The following is a 23,508-nucleotide window of genomic DNA, read 5'->3' on the forward strand; positions in this document are numbered from 1 at the left end:
TTATTTTGACCTATTAATTGCCCATTCTACCTGTCGTAAAATCCCCCGCAACATCCCCACTTCCCCAGTTTGTAAGTAAGCGCGGTTATATAAATGGCGGAATTTTTCCATGCGACTAGCTGCGGTATGGGGATAAAGATAACCTATAGCCAGCAGTAATGATTCCAATTCTTGATAATATGCCTCCATAGCATCTAGGGGAGCAATTTCTACAGTGCTTTTATTATCATCTATGAATAGACTACTAGATTGTGACAATTCGTAACAACAAATGGCAACCGCAGCCGCTAAATTCAAAGATGGATATTCTGGACTAGTGGGAATGAACACTAATTTATGGGCATAATTTAATTCTTCATTGGTTAACCCCCTATCTTCCCTCCCGAAAATCAAAGCTACGGGCTTTTCTAGTGTTTCTAATAACCAAGGTAAAGCCGTGCGCGGGTTTTCTACAGGTATTTCTCCACTGTAGTCCCGACCAATGGTAGCAATGGCACGAACACAGCCCTGCAATGCTTGTGGTAATGTGTCTACTATGACCGCAGATGCTAAAATATCTTGACCATGAACTGCCATTTTTGTAGCATCAAAACATGAGCGATCGCATTGAGGATTGACTAATATTAATTTAGATAAGCCAAAGTTTTTCATCACTCTGGCCACTGAACCTACATTCAACGGACCTGCTGGTTCTACCAATACTATTATCACATTACTGCAACTATTTTTTATACTAATATTTTCTGTGATCATTATTTATGATTTCCCGATTTTAACCATCTTTTGCGCCATTGTGAGGCTGATTCTAGAGAAGAAGCTTGTACTTCTTCTTGTCGTCTTTTTAGTATATCTTCCGCAGAATCCCTTAAAGTAGGATCTCGGTAAGGAATAGCAGCACGAGTTAGTAAATATTCTTCTTCCGCTGGGGAAAGAGCTAAAAAAGATGATTTACTTGATTTTTCCTCATGTTCATGATATCCTGCTATAGTCCCTGGGGTGCGTCTTCCTACTGGTGAAGTCGAACCTACAACCAAGCCAGCAGTTAAGAACGCAGTCCGTACAGCCCCCGCACAGGAATAAGTAGCAACTAATCCATTTTTATCTAAACACTCTGATACTTTTTTAATAAATTCCACAGTCCATAATTGCGGACATTGGGGGGGTGAAAAAGGGTCAAGAAAAATTGCGTCCGCTTGAAAACCAGATTCATATACTTGTGAAATCAAGCTTCTAGCATCACCAATGAGTAAGGTAGCTTGAAGATGATCTATTTTGATTTCATGCTCAAAAGCTATTTGACTGAAAACTTTGATATGTTTTATATATTTTTCGTCCCAACCATCAAATAACTGATTGGTAATTGCTGCTATGGGGACTGCGGGATTTATTTCTAAGCCTATCACTTCTACATGACAATGAGGATTTATTTCCCAAATTGTCTGTAAAGCCGCTGCTGTGTTATATCCTAAACCATAACAAATATCTAACAATCGCACAAATCCCGTCTTTGCTAATATTGGTAATTGAGTGGGAATCACAAACTTGAGCAAACTCTCCTGTTTTGCTCCATAGTGGCTGTGAAAGGCTTCGTTAAATTCTTTAGAAAAGAAGGTAAAAGAACCATCTTGTGTTTGTTGTGGTGTAAAATCTTCTAAATTTGACATTTTATCAACAAAAAAATCAGTTGTCAATTACTCATTACCGATTATCTATGATCATGATAAATCAATTCACTGTTTCTCCACAATGGCTATTTGATCATCTTCACAATCCTGATGTTATAATTATTGATTGTCGGTTTTCTTTAACTGATTCACAATTAGGAAAACAGCAGTATCATACTAATCATATCCCCAATGCTCACTATTTAGATTTAAATCAAGATTTATCTAGTCCTGTAAAAGAACATGGAGGAAGACATCCTTTACCCAATACTACAGAACTAGCGGAAAAATTAGCAGCAATTGGTATAAATTCTCAAAAAACTTTAGTAATAGCTTATGATGATTCTCGTTTAGCTTTTGCTTCTCGTTTATGGTGGTTATTACAGTATTTAGGACATGAACAAGTAGCTGTTTTAGATGGTGGTTTTTCAGGGTGGAAAAATGCAGGTTATGAAGTGACAAATGTCATTCCTATTTCTAAAAAAGGAATATTTATTCCCAAAGTACAAAAAGATCAAGTCGTAGATTTTGCTTATGTTAAAAATTGCCAAAATAGTCCAAATGTAATTTTGGTAGATTCTAGAGAAGGAGAACGTTATCGTGGAGAAAAAGAACCAATTGATAAAATTGCTGGACATATTCCTGGCGCTGTTAATTATCCTTGGCAAGAAGTAACTGACCCTTCTGGTGTTATACTTCCTCAACTACAACAATCTCAACGCTGGGAAAATATAGATACAACTAAAGAAATTTTAGTTTATTGTGGTTCTGGTATTACAGCTTGTGTAAATCTACTTTCTTTAGCAATAGCTGGAATTTCTACCGCTAAACTTTACGCTGGTAGTTGGAGTGATTGGATTAGTTATTAGTTAGTAGTCAGTAGTTTATGATGATTAATCAGTAATTATTAATAGTATTCAATTGTCAATTGTTTGCAGTACAGTGTCAATTGCTAACAATACATTGTTAATAAATTATGATACATTATTAATAATTTACGATACATTGTTAATTGTTTGGCTAAAAGAGGTAGAGAATTATGAGCTTTAATTATGATCTGTTTGTCATTGGTGCTGGTTCAGGTGGTTTAGCTGCTTCTAAACGCGCAGCTAGTTATGGTGCAAAAGTAGCAATTGCTGAATATGATTTAGTTGGTGGTACTTGTGTAATTCGCGGTTGTGTACCTAAAAAACTTATGGTGTATGGTTCTCATTTTCCTGCTCAATTTCAAGAAGCAGCAGGTTATGGTTGGACAGTAGGAGATGTAAAATTTGATTGGGAACATTTTATTACATCTATAGATAATGAAGTTAACAGACTTTCAAAACTACACATCAGTTTTTTAGAAAAAGCTGGTGTAAAATTAATTTCTGGTCGTGCTACCTTTATAGATCCGCATACAGTTGAAGTTAATGGTAAAAAATATACAGCAGATAAAATTCTAATTGCTGTAGGTGGTCGTCCTATAAAACCAGAAATACCAGGTATAGAACACGCTATTACCTCTAATGAGATTTTTCACTTGAAAACTCAACCGAAACATATCGCTATTATTGGTGCTGGTTACATTGGGAGTGAATTTGCTTGTATTATGCGCGGTTTAGGTTCAGAAGTTACACAAATTATTCGTAAGGAACAAATTTTAAATGGTTTTGACCAAGATATCCGCACCAGTATTCAAGAAGGAATGACAAATCATGGTATTCGCATTATTCAAAATACCGAAGTCACAGCCATAGAAAAAGTAACAGAAGGGTTAAAATTAACCTTATCTGGAGAAAATCAAGAACCAATTATTGCTGATGTATTTTTAGTAGCAACCGGTCGTAGTCCCAATATTGAAGGACTAGGTTTAGAAAATGCTCAACTTGACTGTGTTCCCAGTTCAGAAGCAGAACCAGGATACAGTATTTCCAATGCTATATCCGTAAATGAGTATAGTCAAACTTGTCAAACTCATATCTTCGCTGTCGGTGATGTTACGGATAGATTAAATTTAACTCCGGTTGCTATTGGTGAAGGACGCGCTTTTGCTGATAGTGAATTTGGTGATAACCGTCGGGAATTTAGTCATGAAACCGTGGCCACAGCGGTATTTACCACTCCAGAAGCCGCTACGGTGGGTTTAACAGAGTCTCAAGCTAGGGTAAAGTATGGTGATGATATTAAAATCTATCGTACCAATTTCCGCCCAATGTATTACACTTTAGCGGGTAAGCAAGAAAAAACCATGATGAAATTAATTGTAGACAATCAAACTGATAAGATTTTAGGCGCTCACATGGTGGGAGACAATGCAGCAGAGATTATTCAAGGTGTAGCTATAGCTGTTAAAATGGGTGCAACTAAGGCTGATTTTGATGCTACCGTCGGTATTCACCCCTCCGCAGCAGAGGAATTTGTCACTATGAGATAGTATTTGTAGTCTATTTTGTAGGGTGCGTTAGCGACAGCGTAACGCACCGTTCAATCAAGTAATACAATCGCTTCATATTAACCTCAGGCTTGCTTACAAGCGATTATTAACTTCAACATATTATCAAAATTAAATTAAATAAATTGAGCTAGTCCTAAGCTACTTGAAGGATGCCTTAGTTCTTATTGTTAAATATTGTTAAAGGTTGCAAAATTTGTTCCTTAAAACTGGGTGCAACGGGCATATCAATACCATATTGACTTGGTAATCGATTCTTTGGTAGGTAAAATGTACCGAAAATTATATCCATTACTGGTAAAATGGCGGCGTAGTTTTTGTCTATATATTTCGGATCATCATTAGTGTGATGCCAATGGTGAAAAGCAGGAGTTGATACCCACTTCTCTAGAAAACCGAAACGCCAGCAGACATTAGCATGAATGAAAAAGCTCCAGATTGTACCAACAAAGACATAAAGCATCGGCACCAAATCGGCTGTCTTACTAGTTATCTGTGCGAAACCGAGAACATACACTAGAAGTAAACTAAATAATCTGGTAAAGAATATATCCAGGGGATGGGCGCGGGTATTAACAAGCCAGTCCATCTCTTTGGCACTATGATGAATACAATGGAAACGCCACAGAAAGGGAATTTCATGAGACCAACGATGAATCCAGTAAGCTGCGAACTCTCCCACGATTATTGCCATTACAAAACGCAATAAAAAGGGCAGACTTCCCACCCATCCATACAGCCCAATCGGTTCAAGATGATGAACTACCCAGGCAACGATTTGCATAGGGAAGATAAGCATTGCCGGGGGGAGAAGACTATTTAGGAAGTAATGGCCTACATCTATCAAAAATTCTTTACGGAATACCTTTTGTCGGTTTTGGGGGGTAAGTCTTTCCAGTGGGATGAAAATGATGGACAGTAATACCAACCATACACACAATCGGAAAATATTTAACGTGATCATTGTTGCATTTCTCAAATTTTTTTGATTTTTTTGACTTTAATGATATCTATATCTAAATAATAGACATCTCCAGAAAAGAGGCATCGCCCTTGACTGTACAAGGGTTTTATATTCTTTTGCCAAGATGTCTAATATCTAAATCAGCAATGAAACCCAAATCAAAAGCGCGGTTCTACCACAGAAGCAGAGGAATACCGCGCAAATCCAAAACTATTCAAACTTTACTAATTTCTTTTGAGCAAGTTTTTGTTTAGCCCGCAGACCAAAACCAAAAGCGATCATACTACCAACAATGGGCAGAGCATCGGTTTCAAAAGGAACAGGGGTTGCAGGCGTTAGTGGTGTAATTTTACCCAAGAGATAGGCATTATTTTCTTGACGTTCGATCGTCGTAAATTGTGCAATCGGCGAGAAATTGGTTGGATTACTACTAAATCCTGAGATTTTCAACTCATACTGATTCCCATTCAGGATAAAAATCTGCTGTTGGGAATTATCAAAGGTAATGACATCATCGCAAGGAACACTGCTAATTTGTTTAGTGGGATCGCACGCATCAACGTTGCCCTGATTCACTGTTTCATCAATATTGAAAGCATAGTTAAACTGAGGATTAATCGTTTCTCCCGCATTAGAAAGATTTAAGGAGATCCCCAAATTAGCCCCACTTGCCGCAGTGCCACCGGCGACTACGAAATTATAATGAGTTAATGTCCCCAAAACAAAATTCGTATTAACGGGGAATGAGACAGACGGAGGCGCGGAACCCACAAAACCCAACCCACTTTGTCCACTTCCTGACACAGGATTCCCCCAACGAACTTGGTTAGTCTGCAAACCGGTAACATTGGCTCCGCCATTAACACTTGTCCAGAAACCTGTTAAGCTATTTAATTGAATCGCCTGGGCAGGAAGACTAACGGCAGAAAGGACTATTGAGGAAAGGCCTATAATGGCTGAGTTGCCTAAGGCTGTTAATTGCTTGATTTTTGGCATCATGATATGTATGATGATATAAAGTAAATTGGAGAAAACACCACACGAATAGTATCACTAAATTACCAGCACGGTCAAGCAATTTTTGTAAAAAAAAGTAAATTGGATAAATAGAAGCAGAGGAATACCGCGTAAGTCCTAGACTATTGAAAGTTTACTAATTTCTTTTGAGCAAGTTTTTGTTTAGCCCGCAGACCAAAACCAAAAGCGATCATACTACCAACAATGGGCAGAGCATCAGTTTCAAAAGGAACAGGCGTTGGCGGCGTTACTTCTTCGAGTGAAACACTTGATAATAGTGCCATGGGGGGTTGACCAACTGGCCCACCTACATTGAGGAAAGCAAGATATTGGGTGGGAGCGGAAGCGGTGAAGGTCATGGTTTGTTTCTGCCACTGTGTAACGTTCTGGCTAACAGCCATGTTGATCTGATCCGCCCATTGATAAGTGTTAAAATCACTACCAAAAAAAACTGCGATGCGGTTATAAGTGGGTTGATTGAATGTAGGTCCTCCAATAACAGTTGCTGCTGCCTGATAAAAGCTGACCTGATAGTTCTTCCCTGCCGTAAGACCAGTTAATGTTTGAGTCAATCTGGCTCCATGTTCTGTATCTCCGTCCATTTGAACGAACCACCCTGAACCACCAGTAGGAGAATTAACAGTCTGTCCATTTGCAAGGTTTAATGCATACGCTTCGCCGGCTTTACTGGCGGCGTTACCAGTTGGCGTTATAACTGCATAGGCATTCAGCCAGCTATCAGTAGTGTTACCAGGAGCAGTAAAAGTCCAGTTTGGGATATCACTACTATTTGTGCCACTTGAAATGTTAACACGATGCTGTGTATTTGAATACGTATTTTGTATTGTTTGATTGGGAACTAGATCACCATTCTGCACTAGATTAATAGCTTGTGCGGGAAGACTAACGGCAGAAAGGACTATTGAGGAAAGGCCTAGAATGGCTGAGTTGCGTAAGGCTGTTAATTGCTTGATTTTTGGCATCATGATATGTATGATGATATAAAGTAAATTGGAGAAAACTCTATACGGAGAGTATCACTAAATTACCATCACGGTCAAGCACTTTTTGTAAAAAAAAGTAAATTGGATAAATTAAAGAAAACTGCACAGGGATAGTATCACCATAGTATCACCAAATTACCAGCACGGTTAAGCACTTACTATCTTATTCATCGGAAAACCTCAATTTTTAGTGTATTTACTTTTATTTTGCGGTTTCCTCTGTGGATTTGATTATACAGCAGTCAGTTGGGAACGAAAAAAGGATAAAGGCTTTATCTGGTATTCTTTTTAGAGTGATTGACCAAGCCCTAATTAATCTTACTATATTATTGCTATATTATGGTATCCTAAAAATAGATGTAGATGCGATCGCTATTCCCTGTGTTTATACTGTGATTGATTCTGTAATTAATACCATAAAAACTCCTTGATTATGAATTATCTCTATCTTCACGGTTTCGCTTCTGGTCCTAAATCCAAAAAAGCCCAAGATATTCAACAAAGATTATCAAAACTCCAAATATCAATGTCTATTCCTGACTTAAATATAGGTGGATTTTCTGATTTAACTATAACTCGACAAATTCAACAAATTACTGCTAATCTTCCTCCAGATTCTCAACCTGTCACCCTCATTGGTTCTAGTTTAGGAGGTTTGATATCTGCTTACATAGCACAAGAATATTTACAAGTAAAACGACTAATTTTATTAGCACCAGCTTTCGGTTTTTTATCCCATTGGTTACCAAAATTAGGAACAGGATTAAAATTATGGGAATTAACAAAATATATGATGATTTACCATTATGGCTATCAACAATTAGTTCCTCTACATTATAACTTTGTTAAGGATGCTCACCAATATTCAGAAGATTTATTAAAACGTCCCCTCCCGACCTTGATTTTACATGGTAAATATGATAAAGTAATCCCTGTCCAGGCTAGTCGCTCTTTTTCTAATTCCCGTAGTTGGGTAGAATTAAAAGAGTTCAATAGTGATCACGCTTTAGGGAATGTTAGTCAAGAAATCTGGCAAGAAATTTCTCTATTTTGTCAACTATTATGAACAATAAAAGTTAATTAAGACCTTTTTACTATTACCAATGCAAAATCTCAAATTTATTCGCTCTGATTTATCCCAACTTAACGCTTACAAACCTCACCCCGGAAGTGATAGCACTGAACCAGTTAATATCCAAGATAGATTAGATACTAATGAAAGTCCTTTAGATCTACCACCAGAAATCAAAGAAAAATTAGGTTTTATTTATCAACAAATTATCGAAACTAATCGTTATCCTGATGGTGGTCATGAATCTCTGAAAAATGCTATATCTGAATATGTTAATGAATCAGCAAATCTGGCAAATTCAACTTTCACTGCTGCTAATATCTCCGTTGGTAATGGTTCTGATGAATTAATTAGATCCCTATTGATTGCGACTTGTTTAAGAGGAGAAGGTTCTATCTTAGTCGCTAATCCCACTTTCTCAATGTATGCAATTTTAGCCCAAACTTTGGGAATTTCTGTGGTGACAATTGGGAGAAATCAACACAATTTTGAAACTGATTTAGAAGCCGCAAAATCTGCAATTATACAAACCCAAAATCCCCCCATTCGCGTCGTTTTTGTTGTCCACCCCAATTCCCCTACAGCTAATTGCTTAACAGCAGCAGAAATAACATGGTTGAAAAGTTTACCAGAAGAGATTTTAGTAGTCATTGACGAAGCTTACTTTGAATTTAGCCAAACTACTCTAGCAGCAGAATTATTACAACATCCTCACTGGATAATATTACGTACTTTTTCTAAAGCGTTCCGTCTTGCAGCCATGCGTGTAGGGTATTGTATCGCACATCCACAAGCGATCGCTATTTTAGAAAAAGTCCGTCTTCCCTACAATCTTCCGAGTTTTTCCATTGCTTCCGCTCTCATGGCTTTGGAAAATCGGCAACTTTTATTACAATCAATTCCCCAAACCCTGAATGAAAGAACCAAAGTAATTACAGCTTTATCAGTACACTCAATCTTAGAAATTACACCCAGCAGAGCTAACTTTATTTACTTGCGTGTTAAACCTGGCTATCAGGACGCAGAAAATCACGTTTTAACGAATCTCAACCAAAAGCTTAGAAGTCAAGGTACATTAATCAGACTTCTACCCAACGGGTTAAGAATCACCATTGGTACACCAGCGGAGAACAGTCGCACAATAGAACGGATACAAGCAGCTTTATCGTAGATGTATATGTTTATGTAGCAATATCTCCCGTGAGCGATTAAGTAAAAGCGCGTTCCAAAGAGATTCGACTTTATACACCCGATATGCTAACTTACAATAAAGCTGACGAGCTTGATGATTATTTTCCAAGACATGGAGATATAGGTCTTGAAATCCCCATTCTTGGGAAATTTGCTCACAGTGAATTAGTAAGCTAGAAGCCACACCCAATCTCCGGTAATTGGGGTGAACTGCTAAATTAGATAAGTAAGGAAAACATTTGCTGATACCAGCCCAAGAATTACTGGTTCTCACACCCATTTCTATAGTTCCCATGATTTCAGGATCTTTAGTGGTAGTATCAACAGCAACCAAACAAACATGATGGTGTGTGGGAAACTGGAGACGATACCTTAAATCCTCGTAAACGCCCAAACGAAATAAAGGGAAAGCCCAACCCCATAAACCCTTTTGGGAGTGAAAGCTTTCAGCAACAATTTGGGCGATACTCATCAAATCATCAGATGTAGCTACACGAACTTGAGGTAGTCCGACAGATAGATTACCAGTTTTTGAGCTTAATTGGGGGTGGGGAGGGTGAAAAAACCAGGATTTCAAGGCTAGTTAAGGATTAATTTGATTTATACTTTAAACTGTTGCCAGCTATACTCAAATGCTATTTTAATTATATCTAACTTTTAAATTAAAATGATACCAACGGTTATAGATAACTATTCAAATAAATCTGAAAATTTTAGACGACGTACTGATCCAGCTTGGTTGTGGATTGTTGTATCTACTGCTTCTGTGTCTCTTCACTTGTTCGTATTTTGGTTAATACGTTCTACTGATGAGTTTCCAGCTTGGTTTCCCCAGTCTCATCAAAGTTCTGTTCCTATTGACTTCCTGGAGATTTCTTCGGAACAAAAACCTATAATTAAACCAAAATCAACTACTCCAAAGGTTAAACAACAGTCTTCTTTTTCACTTTCACCACAATCATTACCTATTACACACAACAATCAGGATCATAGTGAGATAAGTTCTAGTATTAATTTACCACAAAAGCATAAAAATCAAAAACCGGAAGTCCTAAAACCGGAAGTCCTAAAACCGGAAGTGCTAAAACCGGAAGTCCTAAAACCGGAAGTCCTAAAACCAGAAGTCCTAAAACCAGAAGTGCTAAAACCAGAAGTGCTAAAACCAGAAGTGCTAAAACCAGAAGTGCTAAAACCGGAAGTGCTAAAACCGGAAGTGCTAAAACCGGAAGTGCTAAAACCGGAAGTGCTAAAACCGGAAGTGCTAAAACCGGAAGTGCTAAAACCGGAAGTGCTAAAACCGGAAGTGCTAAAACCGGAAGTGCTAAAACCGGAAGTGCTAAAACCGGAAGTGCTAAAACCACTAATTAGACAACAATCATATCCTACCAATGTAACACCAGAAACAACACCAATAATTCCAGAACGGGAACTGCCTTGGAATCGTCGTCAAGAAGTTATACTAGGTAAAGAAACCGCTCTCCCCTCAGACATTCCCGCTGATTCCCCAACTCCCGCAGTAGAACCTCCTTTAAATCCTAACTCAGAACCCTCCCCAACAGTAAATCAGGGAGGAGCGATCGCTACTATTAATCCTGTACAGAAAGAAGAAGTGAATGAATTAATACAACAAGGACAAATCCGAGCAGATGGTTTACCAGATGTTCTTGCTGAATACAAAGGAAGTACAGAAAAGGAATTAGAGCTTATTTCACTTCCTGGCGACGAAATCATTAAATCAGCAAATATACTGGCTAGTTTAATAATTGATAGTAATGGATCCTTTCAACAAGCAGAAATTATCACCATTGAGCCGGAGGTACTTTCCGGGGAAAGAAGCATTTACGAGCAAGCAATTAATCGGATATTTGCACAAGAGAGGTTTCTTGCTGCTTATAATCAAGATGGATCAAAACCAGACCTGAGCAATTTATATATTCGTCTCCAACTGAAAATTGAGCCAATAAATTCCCAATAAATGCTTGCAGTTTTAGAAAATTCATGTTATAGTGATTAAGTTAGAAATTTGCGGGTGTAGTTTAGTGGTAAAACTTTAGCCTTCCAAGCTAATAATGCGGGTTCGATTCCCGCCACCCGCTTTATTTACTTATTTACTGTATTCCTTACTGTATTTTATGATTAATATGTCAAAATACTTGATAAATTACTAAAATCCTGAATAAGCTCATGCTTGAGTTAAATAAATATAGTACGATTTTTAGTACGATTTTTTAGGAAACTCTCACAAAACTAATTTTGATCTAATTATAAACCAATATACCAAAGCAATAAAACATTAACTCCTAACATCTTAAAAGCATTGCCAAAAAAAGGTAATAAAACTATTGACATCTCATTTAAAACATGATATACTGAAATTGATAAGGAAGAACTATTTTATTTTAAAAATATGGACAAGAGTTCCTTTGTCCCTCCCCAAAAGGAGAGGGTGAGGAAGGGAAAGGTTTTTCCGACTCTGGAACTTGAGGATATTTTACTTAATAAAACTGTAGATGTGTTGAGTCTGCAAGTGATCTTTCAAAGATGACGGTAATACACCACCTGAGAAAGTTTGTCTGTCTAACTGTACTTGTAAATTACTCAGCGGATCACTACCAGTAGAAATCAGAAATTCCATCTTGAGAATATAGGGTAAAGTAGCGATTTCATCTAAAATCAAGCAAATTGCTTGCAGGTAAGGATGACACTTTTGTTGATACCAATTGGCTTCAGCAATATTAGCTTGATCGAAACCCAAATGCACTGTTAAAGAAGGTTGATCAAACAAAGCGATTCCCAGCGGACGGGCTTCTTCCTGTAATAATAAATGTTGAAGGGTTGATAAATACCGTAACTTTTCCAAACGTTCATAGCGTTTAGTGATTGATTCCGGTTCATCTTGCCAATGTATCGCTACTGTGACAAGATAAGTTTGCAACAACATATGACCCAATTTCTCAGCTTTGGTAGCTAAGTAATAGGTATTGTAATCATTGGACTCAATTAACAACGGAAGACGGTCTACAACTTCTAAACCATAGCCCTTGAGTCCAGCAATTTTTCGCGGGTTGTTGGTAATAAGACGTATTTTTTTAATTCCCAAATCCATGAGAATTTGCGCCCCCATGCCATAATCACGCAAATCAGCGGGGAATCCCAATCGCTCATTTGCTTCTACTGTATCCAATCCCATATCCTGTAAAGAGTAGGCTTTTAATTTGTTAATTAAGCCTATTCCCCGTCCCTCTTGACGCAGGTAAACAACGACACCTTGACCAGCGTTTTCAATCATTTTTAATGCTGCTTGTAACTGCATCCGACAGTCGCAGCGCAAAGAACCCAAAGCATCACCGGTTAAACATTCCGAGTGCATTCGCACCATGACAGGTTGATCTTGGAAATTTGCTGGATCTCCCTTGACAATGGCGACGTGATCTGTATTATCTACTGTATGACGGTAGCCGTAAATATCAAATTGACCGAACTCGCTGGGTAGTTTGGTAACAATTTCTCGATATATGAGGCGATCATTTTGCAGACGATAACTAATTAAATCAGCAATACTGATAATTTTCAGGTGGTGATTTTGGGCATATTGCACTAACTGGTTTAAACGTGCCATCGAACCATCAGGATTTTGAATTTCACAAATGACTCCCGCTGGGTACAGTCCCGCTAGTCTGGCTAGGTCTACAGCGGCTTCTGTATGTCCGGCTCGTTTCAGTACCCCCCCTGGTCTAGCCCGCAGGGGGAAAATATGACCAGGACGGCGTAACTCCTCCGGTTTTGTGGCTGGGTTGAGGGTAACTTGGATAGTCCGGGCCCGGTCTTCGGCGGAAATACCTGTGGTTACGCCTAAATGGGGAGCAGCATCAATACTAACGGTAAAAGCGGTTTGGTTAGTATCCGTTAATTTACTAACCATTAATGGTAAGTCTAATTCATCCAAGCGATCGCCTGTCATTGCTAGACAAATCAACCCTCTGGCTTCTACAGCCATAAAGTTAATCATATCAGGCGTAGCAAATTGGGCGGCGCAAATTAAATCTCCTTCATTTTCTCGATTTTCGTCATCTACGACAACGACGACACGACCCGCTTTAAAATCAGATAAAGCGGACTCAATAGAATCGAATTTAAAGGTTTGAGTGGTCTGAGGCTGTGACACAGGAAATTTCCAGCTACCAAGGTAAATTTTTCTAACAATTTCTGATTCTATATTGTAGCTTATTTCTCAGAATTAGAGCTTTTGTGGGATTAGCAAACTGTTACTTGACAATTAAATAGTTCATCTATACTATAGCCAGTTTAGAGTACCATATACATGGAGGATTAAGCTATGGAATTCACGGATATCAGTAAATTACTAGGTAAACCCTACTTTCAATCGTGTAATTGTCTCATTTATAATTTAGATTGTTTAGAGGCAATGGCAATTTTACCAGATCAATCAATTAATCTAACCGTCACCAGCCCACCGTATAACATTGGTAAAGAATATGAGAATTTATTACCATTGGATGATTATATAAATTGGTGTGAAAAATGGATAACAGAAGTTTATCGTCTGACTTTATATGATGGAGCTTTTTGGCTAAACTTAGGTTATTTATCCATTAAAAATCGTGCTAAAGCAATTCCTATTTCCTATTTGCTTTGGGATAAAATTCCTTTTTATTTAATCCAGGAAATTGTTTGGAATTATGGTGCTGGTGTCGCAGGAAGTAAGTTTTTTTCCCCTAGAAATGAGAAATTTTTATGGTATGTGAAAAATCCAGAAGCCTATACTTTTAATCTTGACGATATTCGTGATCCTAATGTCAAATATCCCAATCAAAAAAAGAACGGAAAAATCAAAGTTAATCCTTTAGGGAAAAATCCTACTGATGTTTGGGAATTTCCAAAAGTTACGTCTGGACAAAATAGATCATCAAAAGAACGGACACCACACCCTGCACAGTTTCCCTCTGCTGTTATTCAAAGAATAATTACAGCCTCTTCCCATCAAAATGAAATTGTCCTAGATCCATTTTTGGGTTCAGGTACTACTGCTATGGTAGCTTTAGATTTAAATCGTCTAGTAATTGGTTTTGAAATTCGTCAAGATTATTGTGATATTGCTGCTAATAGAATTGAAACTTTTTTGCAAGATAAAAATAGTAGAATTGAGCAATTATCACTACTTTGGTAAAGGTAACTGAATTAATTTAAATTTTTTGACATCAGGACTTATGCTGGCTTGTTGACCAGTTTCAGATTCCTGTCCTTGCCAATCTTCTTGATCTATCCACCCAAAACGTACAAGTTTGATTTTGGGATTTACTAATGATAGATTATCTATTTGTTGTCTTTTATTCTCAATCTTTTCAAAGTTAATCACAAGATAGTATCCTGATTTGCTTTTCTTTGTTTTACCAGTAGTGCTTTTTTGAGCATAACTCCTATTACCAAAAATATTGCGAGGACTAGAAGATGTTTTAATTTCAATAGAAAAATTATCATTGGGGATGTAAACTAAATCCTTTTCTGTAGTATCCTTTTCCCGTCGCCATAGTTGGGGATATTTACCAGATAATTCTAATGGTATCAACTCATGCAATAGTGAACCGATAATTTGCGGGCTAGGAAATATATCTCTACCTATTTTGTATCCCCGACTGGTGATACTAGACTGAAATATTTCCTCCCACACGCTGATAACAATCTCATAGATTTCATTAGCATCTAGAGGATGTTCTTCTATCAGTTCTTTAGTTTTATCTGCCCATTTTTCAACCGGAATACCCAAATAAGGAGATACCATTTAATCTAAGCCTTTTAATAATTCACTGGGTGACATTCCCAGAGCCTGAGCAATACGGATAATATTTAACAAAGCAATATTTCTTTCACCACGTTCAACACCACCGATATAATTGCGATGTAGTCCTGACAGTTCTGCTAACTGTTCTTGGGAAAGATTTTGGGTTTTTCTAATTGTGCGAATATATTCGCCAAACTTTTGCAGTTGAGAATTTTCTGTCACGTCAAAAATATAATATTTATCGTTATCAATCATCTACACACTATAAGTGTGATTAGTGATCAAAGATATTTGTGATTATAAGTACCCTAAAAGATACTCTTTGCTATATAATGCAGCGAAAGTTCAATAACAAGTCATCAGTAATTAGCTAGTAGCTTGACTGCTAATGATTGATAATAGATAACTAAAAGTGGATAAGGATTTAAGATCATGGTAAATTTAAGACGCGTACCAGTGGGAATTGTTGGCGCGTCAGGGTATGGCGGAGTACAACTAGTGCGACTACTAATGGATCATCCTGAAGTAGAACTAGTTTATTTAGGTGGTGAAAGCAGTGCAGGTAAATCCTTTGCTGACCTTTACCCACATTTTGGTAATATAGTAGAATTACCTATTGAAGCTGTAGAACCGGACATCATTGCTAGTCGTTGTCAAGTGGTATTTTTATCTTTACCCAATGGACTCGCTTGCCAAATCGCTCCTAAACTTATAGAAAAAGGTTCTAAGGTACTGGATCTGAGTGCCGATTATCGCTTTAGTGATTTGAAGACTTATACTACTTGGTATGGTACGGAAAGAAGCGATCGCACTACAGCAGCAACAGCAGTTTATGGTCTACCAGAATTATACCGCTCGCGCATTGCTGACGCGAATCTGGTCGGCTGTCCTGGTTGCTATCCTACAGCCAGTTTACTGGCATTGTCTCCTCTGTTAAAACAAGGTTTAATAGTTCCCGAAACAGCTATCATTGATGCTAAATCTGGCACATCTGGGGGCGGAAGACAAGCCAAAGTTAACCTGCTGTTAGCGGAAGCTGATAACTCCCTGGGTGCTTATAACGTTGCTAGACACCGCCACACCCCAGAAATCGAGCAAATTTGTAGCGAATTAGCCGGACATGAAGTTAAAATTCAATTTACACCCCATTTAATCCCCATGGTGCGGGGGATTTTAGCCACTGTCTATGCTACCATGCGTGATCCCGGTTTAGTCCGTGATGATTTAATTACCATCTATAACGCTTTTTATCGCAATTCTCCCTGGGTAAAAATCTGTAACAGTGGTACTTATCCCCAAACCAAATGGGCGTGTGGAAGTAATTCCTGCTACATTGGTATAGAAGTTGATCGCCGCACCGGCCGGGTGATTGTTATGTCAGCGATTGATAACTTGATTAAAGGTCAAGCGGGACAAGCAATTCAATGTATGAACCTGATGCTAGGCTGGGATGAAACCTTGGGACTACCTAAAATTGGGTTTTATCCTTAATGGGTAATGGGTAATGGGTAATGGGTAATGGGTAATGGGTAATGGGTAATTGGTAATTGGTAATTCACGTTTTACAACTGACAACTGACAACTGACAACTGACAATTGACAACTGACAATTGACAACTGACAATTGACAACTGACAAGGGAACAGGGAACAGGGAACAGAAAGATATTTATTAAACCTCTTACGTTTTTTTTACTGTCACCTGTCACCTGTAACCTGTCACCTGTAACCTATTTTGGTCCTAAACCAATAGTACCAGCATAGATGGCGCGATCGCCTAATTCATGCTCAATACGGAGCAAGCGATTGTACTTAGCTACCCGTTCACTGCGACACAGAGAACCGGTTTTAATTTGACCAGCGCGAGTAGCTACAGCTAAATCAGCAATAGTTGTATCTTCTGTTTCCCCAGACCGATGGCTAATTACTGAGCGGAAACCGTTGCGAGTTGCTAAATCAATGGTTTCCAAAGTTTCAGTGAGTGAACCGATTTGATTCAATTTAATCAAAATCGAATTACCTGCTTTTTGTTCAATACCCTTTTGTAAGCGGGTTGCATTGGTAACAAATAAATCATCACCCACCAATTGCACCTTTGAGCCTAATTTCTCAGTCAGTAATTGCCAACTTTGCCAATCTTCCTCATGTAAACCATCTTCAATAGATACAATAGGATATTGATCAACTAATTCCGCTAAATAATCAATAAACTCAGTTGGTGCATGGGGTTTACCATCATAAACATACTGGCCGTTTTTGTAAAATTCACTTGCAGCCACATCTAAAGCCAAGGCTACTTCTTCCCCAGGCTTATAACCAGCTTGTTTAATCGCTGCTACCAACAATTCTAAAGCTACTTGGTTAGATTCTAGATTAGGTGCAAAACCACCTTCATCACCCACACCCGTCAGCAAACCTTGATCATCTAACACCTTGCTGAGAGTAGCAAATACTTCCGCTCCCCAACGCAAAGCTTCCTTAAAAGAAGGAGCGCCAATGGGGACAATCATAAACTCTTGAAAGTCTACATTATTAGCTGCGTGCGCTCCACCATTGATCACATTCATTAAAGGGACAGGTAATAAATTCGCCAAAGGTCCACCTAAATAGCGATAGAGAGGAATACCTAAAGACTCCGCACCAGCCTTTGCAGCAGCCAAGGAAATGCCCAAAATTGCATTTGCTCCCAAATTGGCCTTATTGGGTGAACCATCTAGGGAAATCATCAATTTATCTAGGGCCTCTTGGTTGAGAGCATCCAAACCTAGTAACTTGGGAGCTAGTACCTCATTGGCATTCTGAACCGCCTTGAGTACGCCTTTACCCCCATAACGGCTTTTGTCACCATCACGCAATTCATGAGCCTCAAATGACCCCGTAGAAGCCCCGCTAGGAACTTGTGCCAGTCCGATAGCGCCATTAGATAAATGTACCTCCGCTTCAATGGTTGGTCTTCCGCGTGAGTCGAGGATTTCGCGGGCGACAATGGCTTCAATAGCAGTATCTAGGAATTTCGTCATGGCTGGTTTGTCCTTGATTTTGAGTATGTCGTCAGGGTTCAACCTTTACAGTTTACTAATAACCCAATCGCTAGTTTATGTGTTTCTGGGGGAAAATCGGCTGACATTAAAGAAGATTTCCAATCACGACGGGTGGTAATGCTCGCTGAGTATGGAAGGAAACACGGAATTTGTCAGAATCAGGATGCTCAGGATTAAAGGATGTACAGGATTATTTATACGGCTTGACTGTTTCTGAAGAAATTAGTTGCTATTTTTAATATTTAGGTACAAAATCCTGACAATCCTCAAATCCTGGATATCCTGATTCAGACAGATATTTCTACATTTTTGTATGTTATAATTTTCAGAAAATAGCAAAGATTATTTATGAATACAGTAAAAATTCGTCAACAAGTTCAAGAATATGTTGATAAACTGTCACCAGAAAGATTATTAGTGGCTGTTGATTTTTTGGCGTATTTGGCAGATAGACAAGATAATGATGCTACTGAAGAGTTATTGAAAATTCAAGGATTTAAAGAAGATTTTGCTAAAGCGAAAGAAAATGTTAAAGAAGGTAAGGTAATTTCTGTTGAGCAACTTAAACGAAAATATTAACTATACGGTTGTTATTGGCATTGATGTTCGTATTACTTTAGCGGAGGTTCATGCAGCATTGGCTTATTATTATGATCATCTGGAAGAGATTAGAAAAGATATAGAAGATGATGAATAGGAATTGTTTATAGCCGTTCCCATGCTCGTCAGGTACAAAGTTTTTTCGTTTTAGGGAACAGGGAATAAATTGGTTTGTACTTCATTAGACTGGGAAACGCTATAATCGCATTATTTAACCCATTTACTCAGAGTAATTCCCAAAAACTGTTCTAGTTGAGTGATACTATTAAGATGATTAATGATAGCATTAAGTTCTTGATTTTGAGCATCAACTAAACTTTTTTCAAAGTTAATAATATCCGTCATCGAAATATTACTACTTAATCTCATTCTTTCCTTAGCATTTATCACTTTTGATGCTGCTAACTTTCGGGCTTGCTGTGCTAATTCAATTTGTTTAAAAGTATCTTTAACATTACGAATTTTATTTTTTAACTCTTCATTTAAATTATCCTGAGTTTTTGCTAGAGTATAATTAGCATTTTGTAAACTGATTTCACTTTTAACTACAGCATTATCTTGACTGAGATTACCAAATTCACGATTTAATATTAAAGACGAACTTAAATTATTTGTATCTTGAGTATTAGAAGCACTATTAAAACCATAACTCACATTTAATTTTAAATCTAATTGTTGTTGATTTTTAGCTTCTGTGATCCCAAATTTAGCATTTTCCACAGCATTAACAGCAGCAAGATAACCAGTATTATTAGCTTTAGCTAATTCTAGCATTTCTGTAAAAGCTGGTAGATTTAAACTTTTTGGAGGTTCAGGAGTTTCAATAGCAATTAGTTTTTTTGTTATGGGTAAATCTATAGTTTTAGTTAATTCAGAAATTGCTTGTTCTAAACTTGATTGTGTATTCAGTAAATTTACTTCTTGTTGAGCAATATCAGCTTGACGCTCAACCAGATCATTTTTAGGAATTCTCCCAAATTCAAATAATGCTTGTAATCTGTCTAAATCTTTTTTAGCATTAGCAAAAGACAATTGTTCAATTTTTAATCTTTCCTGAGCTAACAATAAACTTCTATAACTAACTATAGTATTAGTAATTGTTTGAGAAGTAGTATTTTTTATATTTAAAATATTTGCATTTTCTGTCAATTTCGCTCTTTGAATACTCAGAGTATTTAATTGTGTACCAAAACCCTTTAATAAAGGTTGACTAAAATTAAGATTGACACTTTGACTTAGAGTATTTGTATCTGAGGAAGTATCTAATGAGCTAGTACGAGATAAAAGATTTTGTCCCTGCCATGCTAAACTTAAATTACCACCTGTAGGAACTTTTAAATTAAAATTAGCACCTAAAAGAGCCGTTGTATTGTTATTTTTATTACTACCAGTTTGATTATTATTCAAATTTAAAGATAGCTGTGGTGTAAAAGTTGGATTAAATTGAGATTCAGTTTCAGCTAATTGTTTTTGATCTAAAATACGTTGAAGATAAGCTATTTTTAAATCTCGATTATTCTGTAAAGCTAAATAAACAGCATCAGCTAATTTTAAAGGTAATTCCTGACTAGAGTTATTTAATAGCAATTGTAAATCCGAATTAGATTTTGGTAAATTTTGTTGATTAGCTATATCTTGACATTTCCCGAAATTAGGAAATAGGAAAATTAAGAGCAAAGATGATATTGGTAATAAAAAACGATTCATAGTAAAAAAATTAAGTAGGTTGGGTTGATACAAAGAAATCTAACATTATTTTAACCTTACTTATTGAGAGCGTAAAGCTTCAACAGGATCTAATTTACTAGCTCTTAAAGCAGGTAAGAAGCTAGAAATAATCCCTACCATAATAGCAGAACTCAGAGAAACTAAAGGAGTTTGATAACCAAATTGATAGGGTAAATTCAAGAGAGTCACAGTTATAATCGTAATTCCTTGTACAGTAACTATTGCAAGTATTCCTCCTGTCATACTAATAAAAGTTGCTTCTAGTAAAAACTGAATTAAAATATTTTTTCGTGTAGCACCAATAGCGCGTCTTAACCCAATTTCGGAAGTACGTTCTACCACAGATGCTATAGTAATATTAGCAATTCCTACACCCCCCACAAATAAAGCAATACTTCCAATAAGTAAAAGAATAATAGTCACACCATTTAAGACTTTTTCTAAACTTTTTACCTCTTCAACATTACTAGAAGCGTAAATATCTACATTAGGGAATCTTTTCTTTAAAATGCTAGTTGCTTGATTTTGGAGTTGTTCTATATTTTCTGGATTCTTAGGAGTAATAGTAATTTTATCAAAAAAAGGACTTGATTTGAGAGATTGATAAACAGATAAAGGAATTAATATCAATCCTTGTTCTTCTCCCCAAGTATTACTTTTTCTAGTTTGAATAATACCTTGAATATAATAAGACTTATTTTGAAAATAAATCATTTTTCCCAATGAATTTTTACCTTTAAATAGTTTTTGTGCGAGTAATTGATCTATAACAACAACAGAACGGGTTTGCTGCAAATCATTCACTGTAAAAAACTGACCAGCAATTAATTTTCTTCCCGAAATAGGTAAAAAATCTGGTGTTACTGCTTGACTTTCCACATTGATTTTTTGAGTTCCCAAAAAAAGAGCATCATTACCACCATTTTGTACAGGAGCGATATATTTCCAACCAGATAATTTTGTTTTCAACCATACTAAATCTTCGATTTGATATTTTTCTATTTGAGACGTAACCGAGTTATAGGGAGATTGAATAGAAATTTGCGGAGATTCCATTTTTTGTAATTGTGTCTTTAAATATATTTTCCCAATATCACTTACTTGTAATGTTCCACTCACAGCAAATACACCCATAAAGACACCTAAACTACTCAAAAATGAGCGCAAGGGATTACTGCGTAAAGAGCTAGATGTTAGAGATAATAAATCATTGATGTTCATGGGGGTAAATATGTTAAATTTATTCTTGATTATCGGTAAGGGTTTAGCAATACTAAACCCCTACAACATTATATTATTACTGCATTTTTATGACAACATGATCTCCCTCATTTAATGGAGTTTCCAAAGAAGGAATTAATACTTCATCTCCCGCTTTTAAACCTGATTTAACTTCAATATTATCTAGTCCTTGTAATCCAGTTTTGATCATTCTTTTAACAGCCTTACCTTGTTGATCTTTTATCCAAACAAATGTTCCTGATTCATTTTCTTGAATAGCTTCACTAGGAATAACTGTCACATTATCACGTTGAGCGATAATTAAAGCAACTGTCACTGGAGTTCCCGGAACAATATTTTTATTAACTTGATCTAAACGCACAATAGCTGTAATTTTGACATTATCTGTACCTTGATTATTATTTTGGGTATCTCCAGCTAATAAAGATATTTGTTGAACCTTACCAGTTAATTTTTGTGATTGAAACCCAACAATACTAATTTCAGCTTGTTGTCTAATTTTAACCTTAGTTGCATCCAAAGGAGATAACTTTAATTCCACAATTTGTTGAGTAGGATCACCAATAACTAAAACATCTCCTTTCGGTTCAATTACATCACCTAATTTTGCTTGTAAATTCAGAATTACACCATCAATAGGAGCAGTAATTACTGTTTTTCTCAATTCCTCAGCAATCTTTTGACGTTGTATTTTGAGTTTATCTATTTCTCTCATAACTTGATTTAGTGCTAATTTAGCTTGGTTTAATTCTTGTACAGCTTGGTCAATTTTAGATTTAGCTTCTTTCAATTTTTGTTGAGGTTCAGATTTGTTATTTCTCACATCTTGCCAAAAACTTTGTAATTCTAAGCGCTGTTGTTGTAAATCTAAATCACTCAAAGATAATTCATCTTTAGCATTACTTAAATCTGTTTCAGTTTGAATAACTTTCTTTTCTTGCTCTTTTAATTCAGTTTCCGAAATAAACCCTTTAGCAAAAAGTTGTTTATTTTCCGCTAATTTAACTTTTGATTCTTTTAAATCGGTTTGTTTAGCAGTCAAAGCTTGTTTTTTTCTGGTGACTTCTAATCTACGCTTTTGGATTTCCCGGATTTTCTCATCTTTTTTCTTATTAATATCATTTCTATGGGTACTTTGAATATTTCTGTATTCTTGTTGAGTTTCTAATAATTTACTTTCTGCTCTTTTTAAAGATGATTGTTTATCAACAAGTTGTAAATTCTTCTCTTTCAAATCAGATGCAAATTCTTGTAATTTAATTTGTGTTTCTGTATCTCGCAGACGGATTAAAATTTGATCTTTTTTAACTTTGTCGCCAATTTTGACTAATACTTGTTCTACTGTTCCTGTGATTGAAGATTTAATATTTCTTTGATTATCTAATTTTAATATGCCACTTTCTCCAGTAATTTTATCTTCTACTTTGTCTTGAGTAGCTGTTACTATGCGAACGGGGATATTTTGAATTTTACTTTGGGTAAATATGGCAAAAATCAACCAACCCGCAAGAGAAACACTTGTTAAACTTGCGAAGATGGTTAACCATTTAAATCCTGGTTTGAATTTAAAGTTTTTCATGATTATTGATTAATACAATTGAAAATAGAGACGTTTTATGCAACGTCTCTACAAAAAATTTACAGCAGTTTCCGAAGTTATGAGGTACAGTTAGTAATAATAAAGATAATACTGTCATGAAAGCATATTCAGTGGATCTCCGAGAAAAAATAGTTGCAGCCCATATTGAGGAA

Annotated in this window: 23 protein-coding genes and 1 tRNA gene; 11 read left to right on the plus strand and 13 right to left on the minus strand. The window is 36.6% G+C overall.

The features are described 5' to 3' along the window. Both H6F39_RS05840 and H6F39_RS05845 read right to left on the minus strand, forming a co-directional pair. On the minus strand, positions 1 to 753 hold the full coding sequence (locus H6F39_RS05840) for an RNA methyltransferase (RefSeq protein WP_190396369.1): 753 nt from the start codon (positions 751 to 753) through the stop codon (positions 1 to 3). Further along, complete coding sequence (locus tag H6F39_RS05845; protein ID WP_137908540.1) at positions 753 to 1,664, minus strand: tRNA (5-methylaminomethyl-2-thiouridine)(34)-methyltransferase MnmD; 912 nt, start codon at positions 1,662 to 1,664, stop codon at positions 753 to 755. Before H6F39_RS05845 ends, H6F39_RS05840 begins: the two co-directional genes overlap by 1 nt. A 53-nt stretch (positions 1,665 to 1,717) precedes the next feature. Here H6F39_RS05845 and H6F39_RS05850 point away from each other — a divergent pair, with 53 nt between their 5' ends. Both H6F39_RS05850 and gor read left to right on the plus strand, forming a co-directional pair. Next, positions 1,718 to 2,533, plus strand: a complete 816-nt coding sequence (locus tag H6F39_RS05850) for a sulfurtransferase (protein WP_190396370.1) — start codon at positions 1,718 to 1,720, stop codon at positions 2,531 to 2,533. A 170-nt stretch (positions 2,534 to 2,703) separates the two neighbouring features. Then, complete coding sequence (gor, locus tag H6F39_RS05855) at positions 2,704 to 4,080, plus strand: glutathione-disulfide reductase (RefSeq protein WP_190396371.1); 1,377 nt, start codon at positions 2,704 to 2,706, stop codon at positions 4,078 to 4,080. Positions 4,081 to 4,255: 175 nt separating this feature from the next. On the opposite strand, the gene H6F39_RS05860 is transcribed toward gor, so the two are convergent. The 3 genes from H6F39_RS05860 to H6F39_RS05870 form a co-directional block, all read right to left on the minus strand. Then, the gene (locus H6F39_RS05860; RefSeq protein ID WP_199290868.1) at positions 4,256 to 4,882 is read right to left on the minus strand and encodes a sterol desaturase family protein; all 627 of its coding nucleotides are present in this window, start codon (positions 4,880 to 4,882) and stop codon (positions 4,256 to 4,258) included. A gap of 390 nt (positions 4,883 to 5,272) precedes the next feature. After that, on the minus strand, positions 5,273 to 6,061 hold the full coding sequence (locus tag H6F39_RS05865) for a THxN family PEP-CTERM protein (protein ID WP_190396372.1): 789 nt from the start codon (positions 6,059 to 6,061) through the stop codon (positions 5,273 to 5,275). 140 nt (positions 6,062 to 6,201) lie between these two features. Next, the gene (locus H6F39_RS05870; RefSeq protein WP_190396373.1) at positions 6,202 to 7,065 is read right to left on the minus strand and encodes a hypothetical protein; all 864 of its coding nucleotides are present in this window, start codon (positions 7,063 to 7,065) and stop codon (positions 6,202 to 6,204) included. A gap of 239 nt (positions 7,066 to 7,304) precedes the next feature. Between H6F39_RS05870 and H6F39_RS05875 the strand changes: the two genes are divergently transcribed. From H6F39_RS05875 to H6F39_RS05885, 3 genes are read left to right on the plus strand one after another with little or no spacing between them, the layout of a single operon-like run. Then, complete coding sequence (locus H6F39_RS05875) at positions 7,305 to 7,514, plus strand: hypothetical protein (protein ID WP_190396374.1); 210 nt, start codon at positions 7,305 to 7,307, stop codon at positions 7,512 to 7,514. A 2-nt stretch (positions 7,515 to 7,516) separates the two neighbouring features. Further along, positions 7,517 to 8,149, plus strand: a complete 633-nt coding sequence (locus H6F39_RS05880) for a YqiA/YcfP family alpha/beta fold hydrolase (protein ID WP_190371540.1) — start codon at positions 7,517 to 7,519, stop codon at positions 8,147 to 8,149. 37 nt (positions 8,150 to 8,186) lie between these two features. After that, a complete protein-coding gene (locus H6F39_RS05885) occupies positions 8,187 to 9,326 on the plus strand; it encodes a histidinol-phosphate transaminase (RefSeq protein ID WP_190371539.1) in 1,140 nt (379 codons plus the stop codon). On the opposite strand, the gene H6F39_RS05890 is transcribed toward H6F39_RS05885, so the two are convergent. Next, positions 9,318 to 9,923 (minus strand): GNAT family N-acetyltransferase, encoded by a 606-nt coding sequence (locus H6F39_RS05890; protein ID WP_228036606.1) that lies wholly within the window; start codon positions 9,921 to 9,923, stop codon positions 9,318 to 9,320. The two genes, H6F39_RS05885 and H6F39_RS05890, sit on opposite strands and share 9 nt — an antisense overlap. 90 nt (positions 9,924 to 10,013) lie before the next feature. Between H6F39_RS05890 and H6F39_RS05895 the strand changes: the two genes are divergently transcribed. Both H6F39_RS05895 and H6F39_RS05900 read left to right on the plus strand, forming a co-directional pair. Beyond that, positions 10,014 to 11,321 (plus strand): hypothetical protein, encoded by a 1,308-nt coding sequence (locus H6F39_RS05895; protein WP_190396375.1) that lies wholly within the window; start codon positions 10,014 to 10,016, stop codon positions 11,319 to 11,321. A gap of 50 nt (positions 11,322 to 11,371) precedes the next feature. Then, a tRNA-Gly gene (locus tag H6F39_RS05900) sits at positions 11,372 to 11,442 on the plus strand. Positions 11,443 to 11,837: 395 nt separating this feature from the next. Here the strand turns inward: H6F39_RS05900 and ribBA are convergent. Then, complete coding sequence (gene ribBA / locus H6F39_RS05905) at positions 11,838 to 13,511, minus strand: bifunctional 3,4-dihydroxy-2-butanone-4-phosphate synthase/GTP cyclohydrolase II (protein ID WP_137908530.1); 1,674 nt, start codon at positions 13,509 to 13,511, stop codon at positions 11,838 to 11,840. Positions 13,512 to 13,682: 171 nt separating this feature from the next. Here ribBA and H6F39_RS05910 point away from each other — a divergent pair, with 171 nt between their 5' ends. Next, on the plus strand, positions 13,683 to 14,534 hold the full coding sequence (locus H6F39_RS05910) for a site-specific DNA-methyltransferase (protein WP_190396376.1): 852 nt from the start codon (positions 13,683 to 13,685) through the stop codon (positions 14,532 to 14,534). On the opposite strand, the gene H6F39_RS05915 is transcribed toward H6F39_RS05910, so the two are convergent. Together H6F39_RS05915 and H6F39_RS05920 are read right to left on the minus strand one after the other, a co-directional pair. Further along, positions 14,523 to 15,146, minus strand: coding sequence for a ScaI family restriction endonuclease (locus H6F39_RS05915; protein ID WP_028089644.1), 624 nt, complete (start codon positions 15,144 to 15,146; stop codon positions 14,523 to 14,525). The genes H6F39_RS05910 and H6F39_RS05915 overlap by 12 nt on opposite strands. Further along, positions 15,147 to 15,401: a helix-turn-helix domain-containing protein gene (locus H6F39_RS05920; RefSeq protein WP_190396377.1), complete on the minus strand. Its 255-nt coding sequence runs from the start codon at positions 15,399 to 15,401 to the stop codon at positions 15,147 to 15,149. A gap of 177 nt (positions 15,402 to 15,578) precedes the next feature. Here H6F39_RS05920 and argC point away from each other — a divergent pair, with 177 nt between their 5' ends. Further along, on the plus strand, positions 15,579 to 16,637 hold the full coding sequence (gene argC, locus H6F39_RS05925) for an N-acetyl-gamma-glutamyl-phosphate reductase (protein WP_137907925.1): 1,059 nt from the start codon (positions 15,579 to 15,581) through the stop codon (positions 16,635 to 16,637). Positions 16,638 to 16,875: 238 nt separating this feature from the next. Here argC and eno read toward each other — a convergent pair whose 3' ends face one another. Then, the gene (eno, locus tag H6F39_RS05930; RefSeq protein ID WP_190396378.1) at positions 16,876 to 18,165 is read right to left on the minus strand and encodes a phosphopyruvate hydratase; all 1,290 of its coding nucleotides are present in this window, start codon (positions 18,163 to 18,165) and stop codon (positions 16,876 to 16,878) included. Positions 18,166 to 18,534: 369 nt separating this feature from the next. On the opposite strand from eno, the gene H6F39_RS05935 reads away from it, so the two are divergent. Both H6F39_RS05935 and H6F39_RS05940 read left to right on the plus strand, forming a co-directional pair. Next, positions 18,535 to 18,765, plus strand: coding sequence for a hypothetical protein (locus H6F39_RS05935; RefSeq protein WP_190396379.1), 231 nt, complete (start codon positions 18,535 to 18,537; stop codon positions 18,763 to 18,765). After that, on the plus strand, positions 18,740 to 18,883 hold the full coding sequence (locus H6F39_RS05940) for a hypothetical protein (RefSeq protein WP_190396384.1): 144 nt from the start codon (positions 18,740 to 18,742) through the stop codon (positions 18,881 to 18,883). Before H6F39_RS05935 ends, H6F39_RS05940 begins: the two co-directional genes overlap by 26 nt. 110 nt (positions 18,884 to 18,993) lie before the next feature. Here H6F39_RS05940 and H6F39_RS05945 read toward each other — a convergent pair whose 3' ends face one another. The 3 genes from H6F39_RS05945 to H6F39_RS05955 form a co-directional block, all read right to left on the minus strand. Continuing rightward, on the minus strand, positions 18,994 to 20,493 hold the full coding sequence (locus H6F39_RS05945) for a TolC family protein (RefSeq protein WP_190396380.1): 1,500 nt from the start codon (positions 20,491 to 20,493) through the stop codon (positions 18,994 to 18,996). Between the two features lie 60 nt (positions 20,494 to 20,553). Then, positions 20,554 to 21,735 carry an ABC transporter permease gene (locus H6F39_RS05950; RefSeq protein WP_190396381.1) on the minus strand — a complete coding sequence of 394 codons (1,182 nt, stop codon included), beginning with the start codon at positions 21,733 to 21,735 and terminating at the stop codon, positions 20,554 to 20,556. A 76-nt stretch (positions 21,736 to 21,811) separates the two neighbouring features. Continuing rightward, a complete protein-coding gene (locus tag H6F39_RS05955; RefSeq protein ID WP_190396382.1) occupies positions 21,812 to 23,335 on the minus strand; it encodes an efflux RND transporter periplasmic adaptor subunit in 1,524 nt (507 codons plus the stop codon). Positions 23,336 to 23,508: the final 173 nt, after the last annotated feature.

It is taken from the genome of Dolichospermum sp. FACHB-1250, from assembly GCF_014696335.1.
Taxonomy (GTDB): domain Bacteria; phylum Cyanobacteriota; class Cyanobacteriia; order Cyanobacteriales; family Nostocaceae; genus Dolichospermum; species Dolichospermum planctonicum.

Bases quoted from the DNA above. Each gene is read 5' to 3' on its own strand.
- H6F39_RS05840 (WP_190396369.1), bottom strand. From the start codon at position 753: ATGATCACAGAAAATATTAGTATAAAAAATAGTTGCAGTAATGTGATA.
- H6F39_RS05845 (WP_137908540.1), bottom strand. From the start codon at position 1,664: ATGTCAAATTTAGAAGATTTTACACCACAACAAACACAAGATGGTTCT.
- H6F39_RS05910 (WP_190396376.1), top strand. From the start codon at position 13,683: ATGGAATTCACGGATATCAGTAAATTACTAGGTAAACCCTACTTTCAA.
- H6F39_RS05895 (WP_190396375.1), top strand. From the start codon at position 10,014: ATGATACCAACGGTTATAGATAACTATTCAAATAAATCTGAAAATTTT.
- argC (WP_137907925.1), top strand. From the start codon at position 15,579: ATGGTAAATTTAAGACGCGTACCAGTGGGAATTGTTGGCGCGTCAGGG.
- H6F39_RS05865 (WP_190396372.1), bottom strand. From the start codon at position 6,061: ATGATGCCAAAAATCAAGCAATTAACAGCCTTAGGCAACTCAGCCATT.
- eno (WP_190396378.1), bottom strand. From the start codon at position 18,165: ATGACGAAATTCCTAGATACTGCTATTGAAGCCATTGTCGCCCGCGAA.
- H6F39_RS05870 (WP_190396373.1), bottom strand. From the start codon at position 7,065: ATGATGCCAAAAATCAAGCAATTAACAGCCTTACGCAACTCAGCCATT.
- H6F39_RS05885 (WP_190371539.1), top strand. From the start codon at position 8,187: ATGCAAAATCTCAAATTTATTCGCTCTGATTTATCCCAACTTAACGCT.
- H6F39_RS05915 (WP_028089644.1), bottom strand. From the start codon at position 15,146: ATGGTATCTCCTTATTTGGGTATTCCGGTTGAAAAATGGGCAGATAAA.
- H6F39_RS05935 (WP_190396379.1), top strand. From the start codon at position 18,535: ATGAATACAGTAAAAATTCGTCAACAAGTTCAAGAATATGTTGATAAA.
- H6F39_RS05945 (WP_190396380.1), bottom strand. From the start codon at position 20,493: ATGAATCGTTTTTTATTACCAATATCATCTTTGCTCTTAATTTTCCTA.
- H6F39_RS05880 (WP_190371540.1), top strand. From the start codon at position 7,517: ATGAATTATCTCTATCTTCACGGTTTCGCTTCTGGTCCTAAATCCAAA.
- H6F39_RS05860 (WP_199290868.1), bottom strand. From the start codon at position 4,882: ATGCAAATCGTTGCCTGGGTAGTTCATCATCTTGAACCGATTGGGCTG.
- gor (WP_190396371.1), top strand. From the start codon at position 2,704: ATGAGCTTTAATTATGATCTGTTTGTCATTGGTGCTGGTTCAGGTGGT.
- H6F39_RS05920 (WP_190396377.1), bottom strand. From the start codon at position 15,401: ATGATTGATAACGATAAATATTATATTTTTGACGTGACAGAAAATTCT.
- H6F39_RS05850 (WP_190396370.1), top strand. From the start codon at position 1,718: ATGATAAATCAATTCACTGTTTCTCCACAATGGCTATTTGATCATCTT.
- H6F39_RS05955 (WP_190396382.1), bottom strand. From the start codon at position 23,335: ATGAAAAACTTTAAATTCAAACCAGGATTTAAATGGTTAACCATCTTC.
- H6F39_RS05950 (WP_190396381.1), bottom strand. From the start codon at position 21,735: ATGAACATCAATGATTTATTATCTCTAACATCTAGCTCTTTACGCAGT.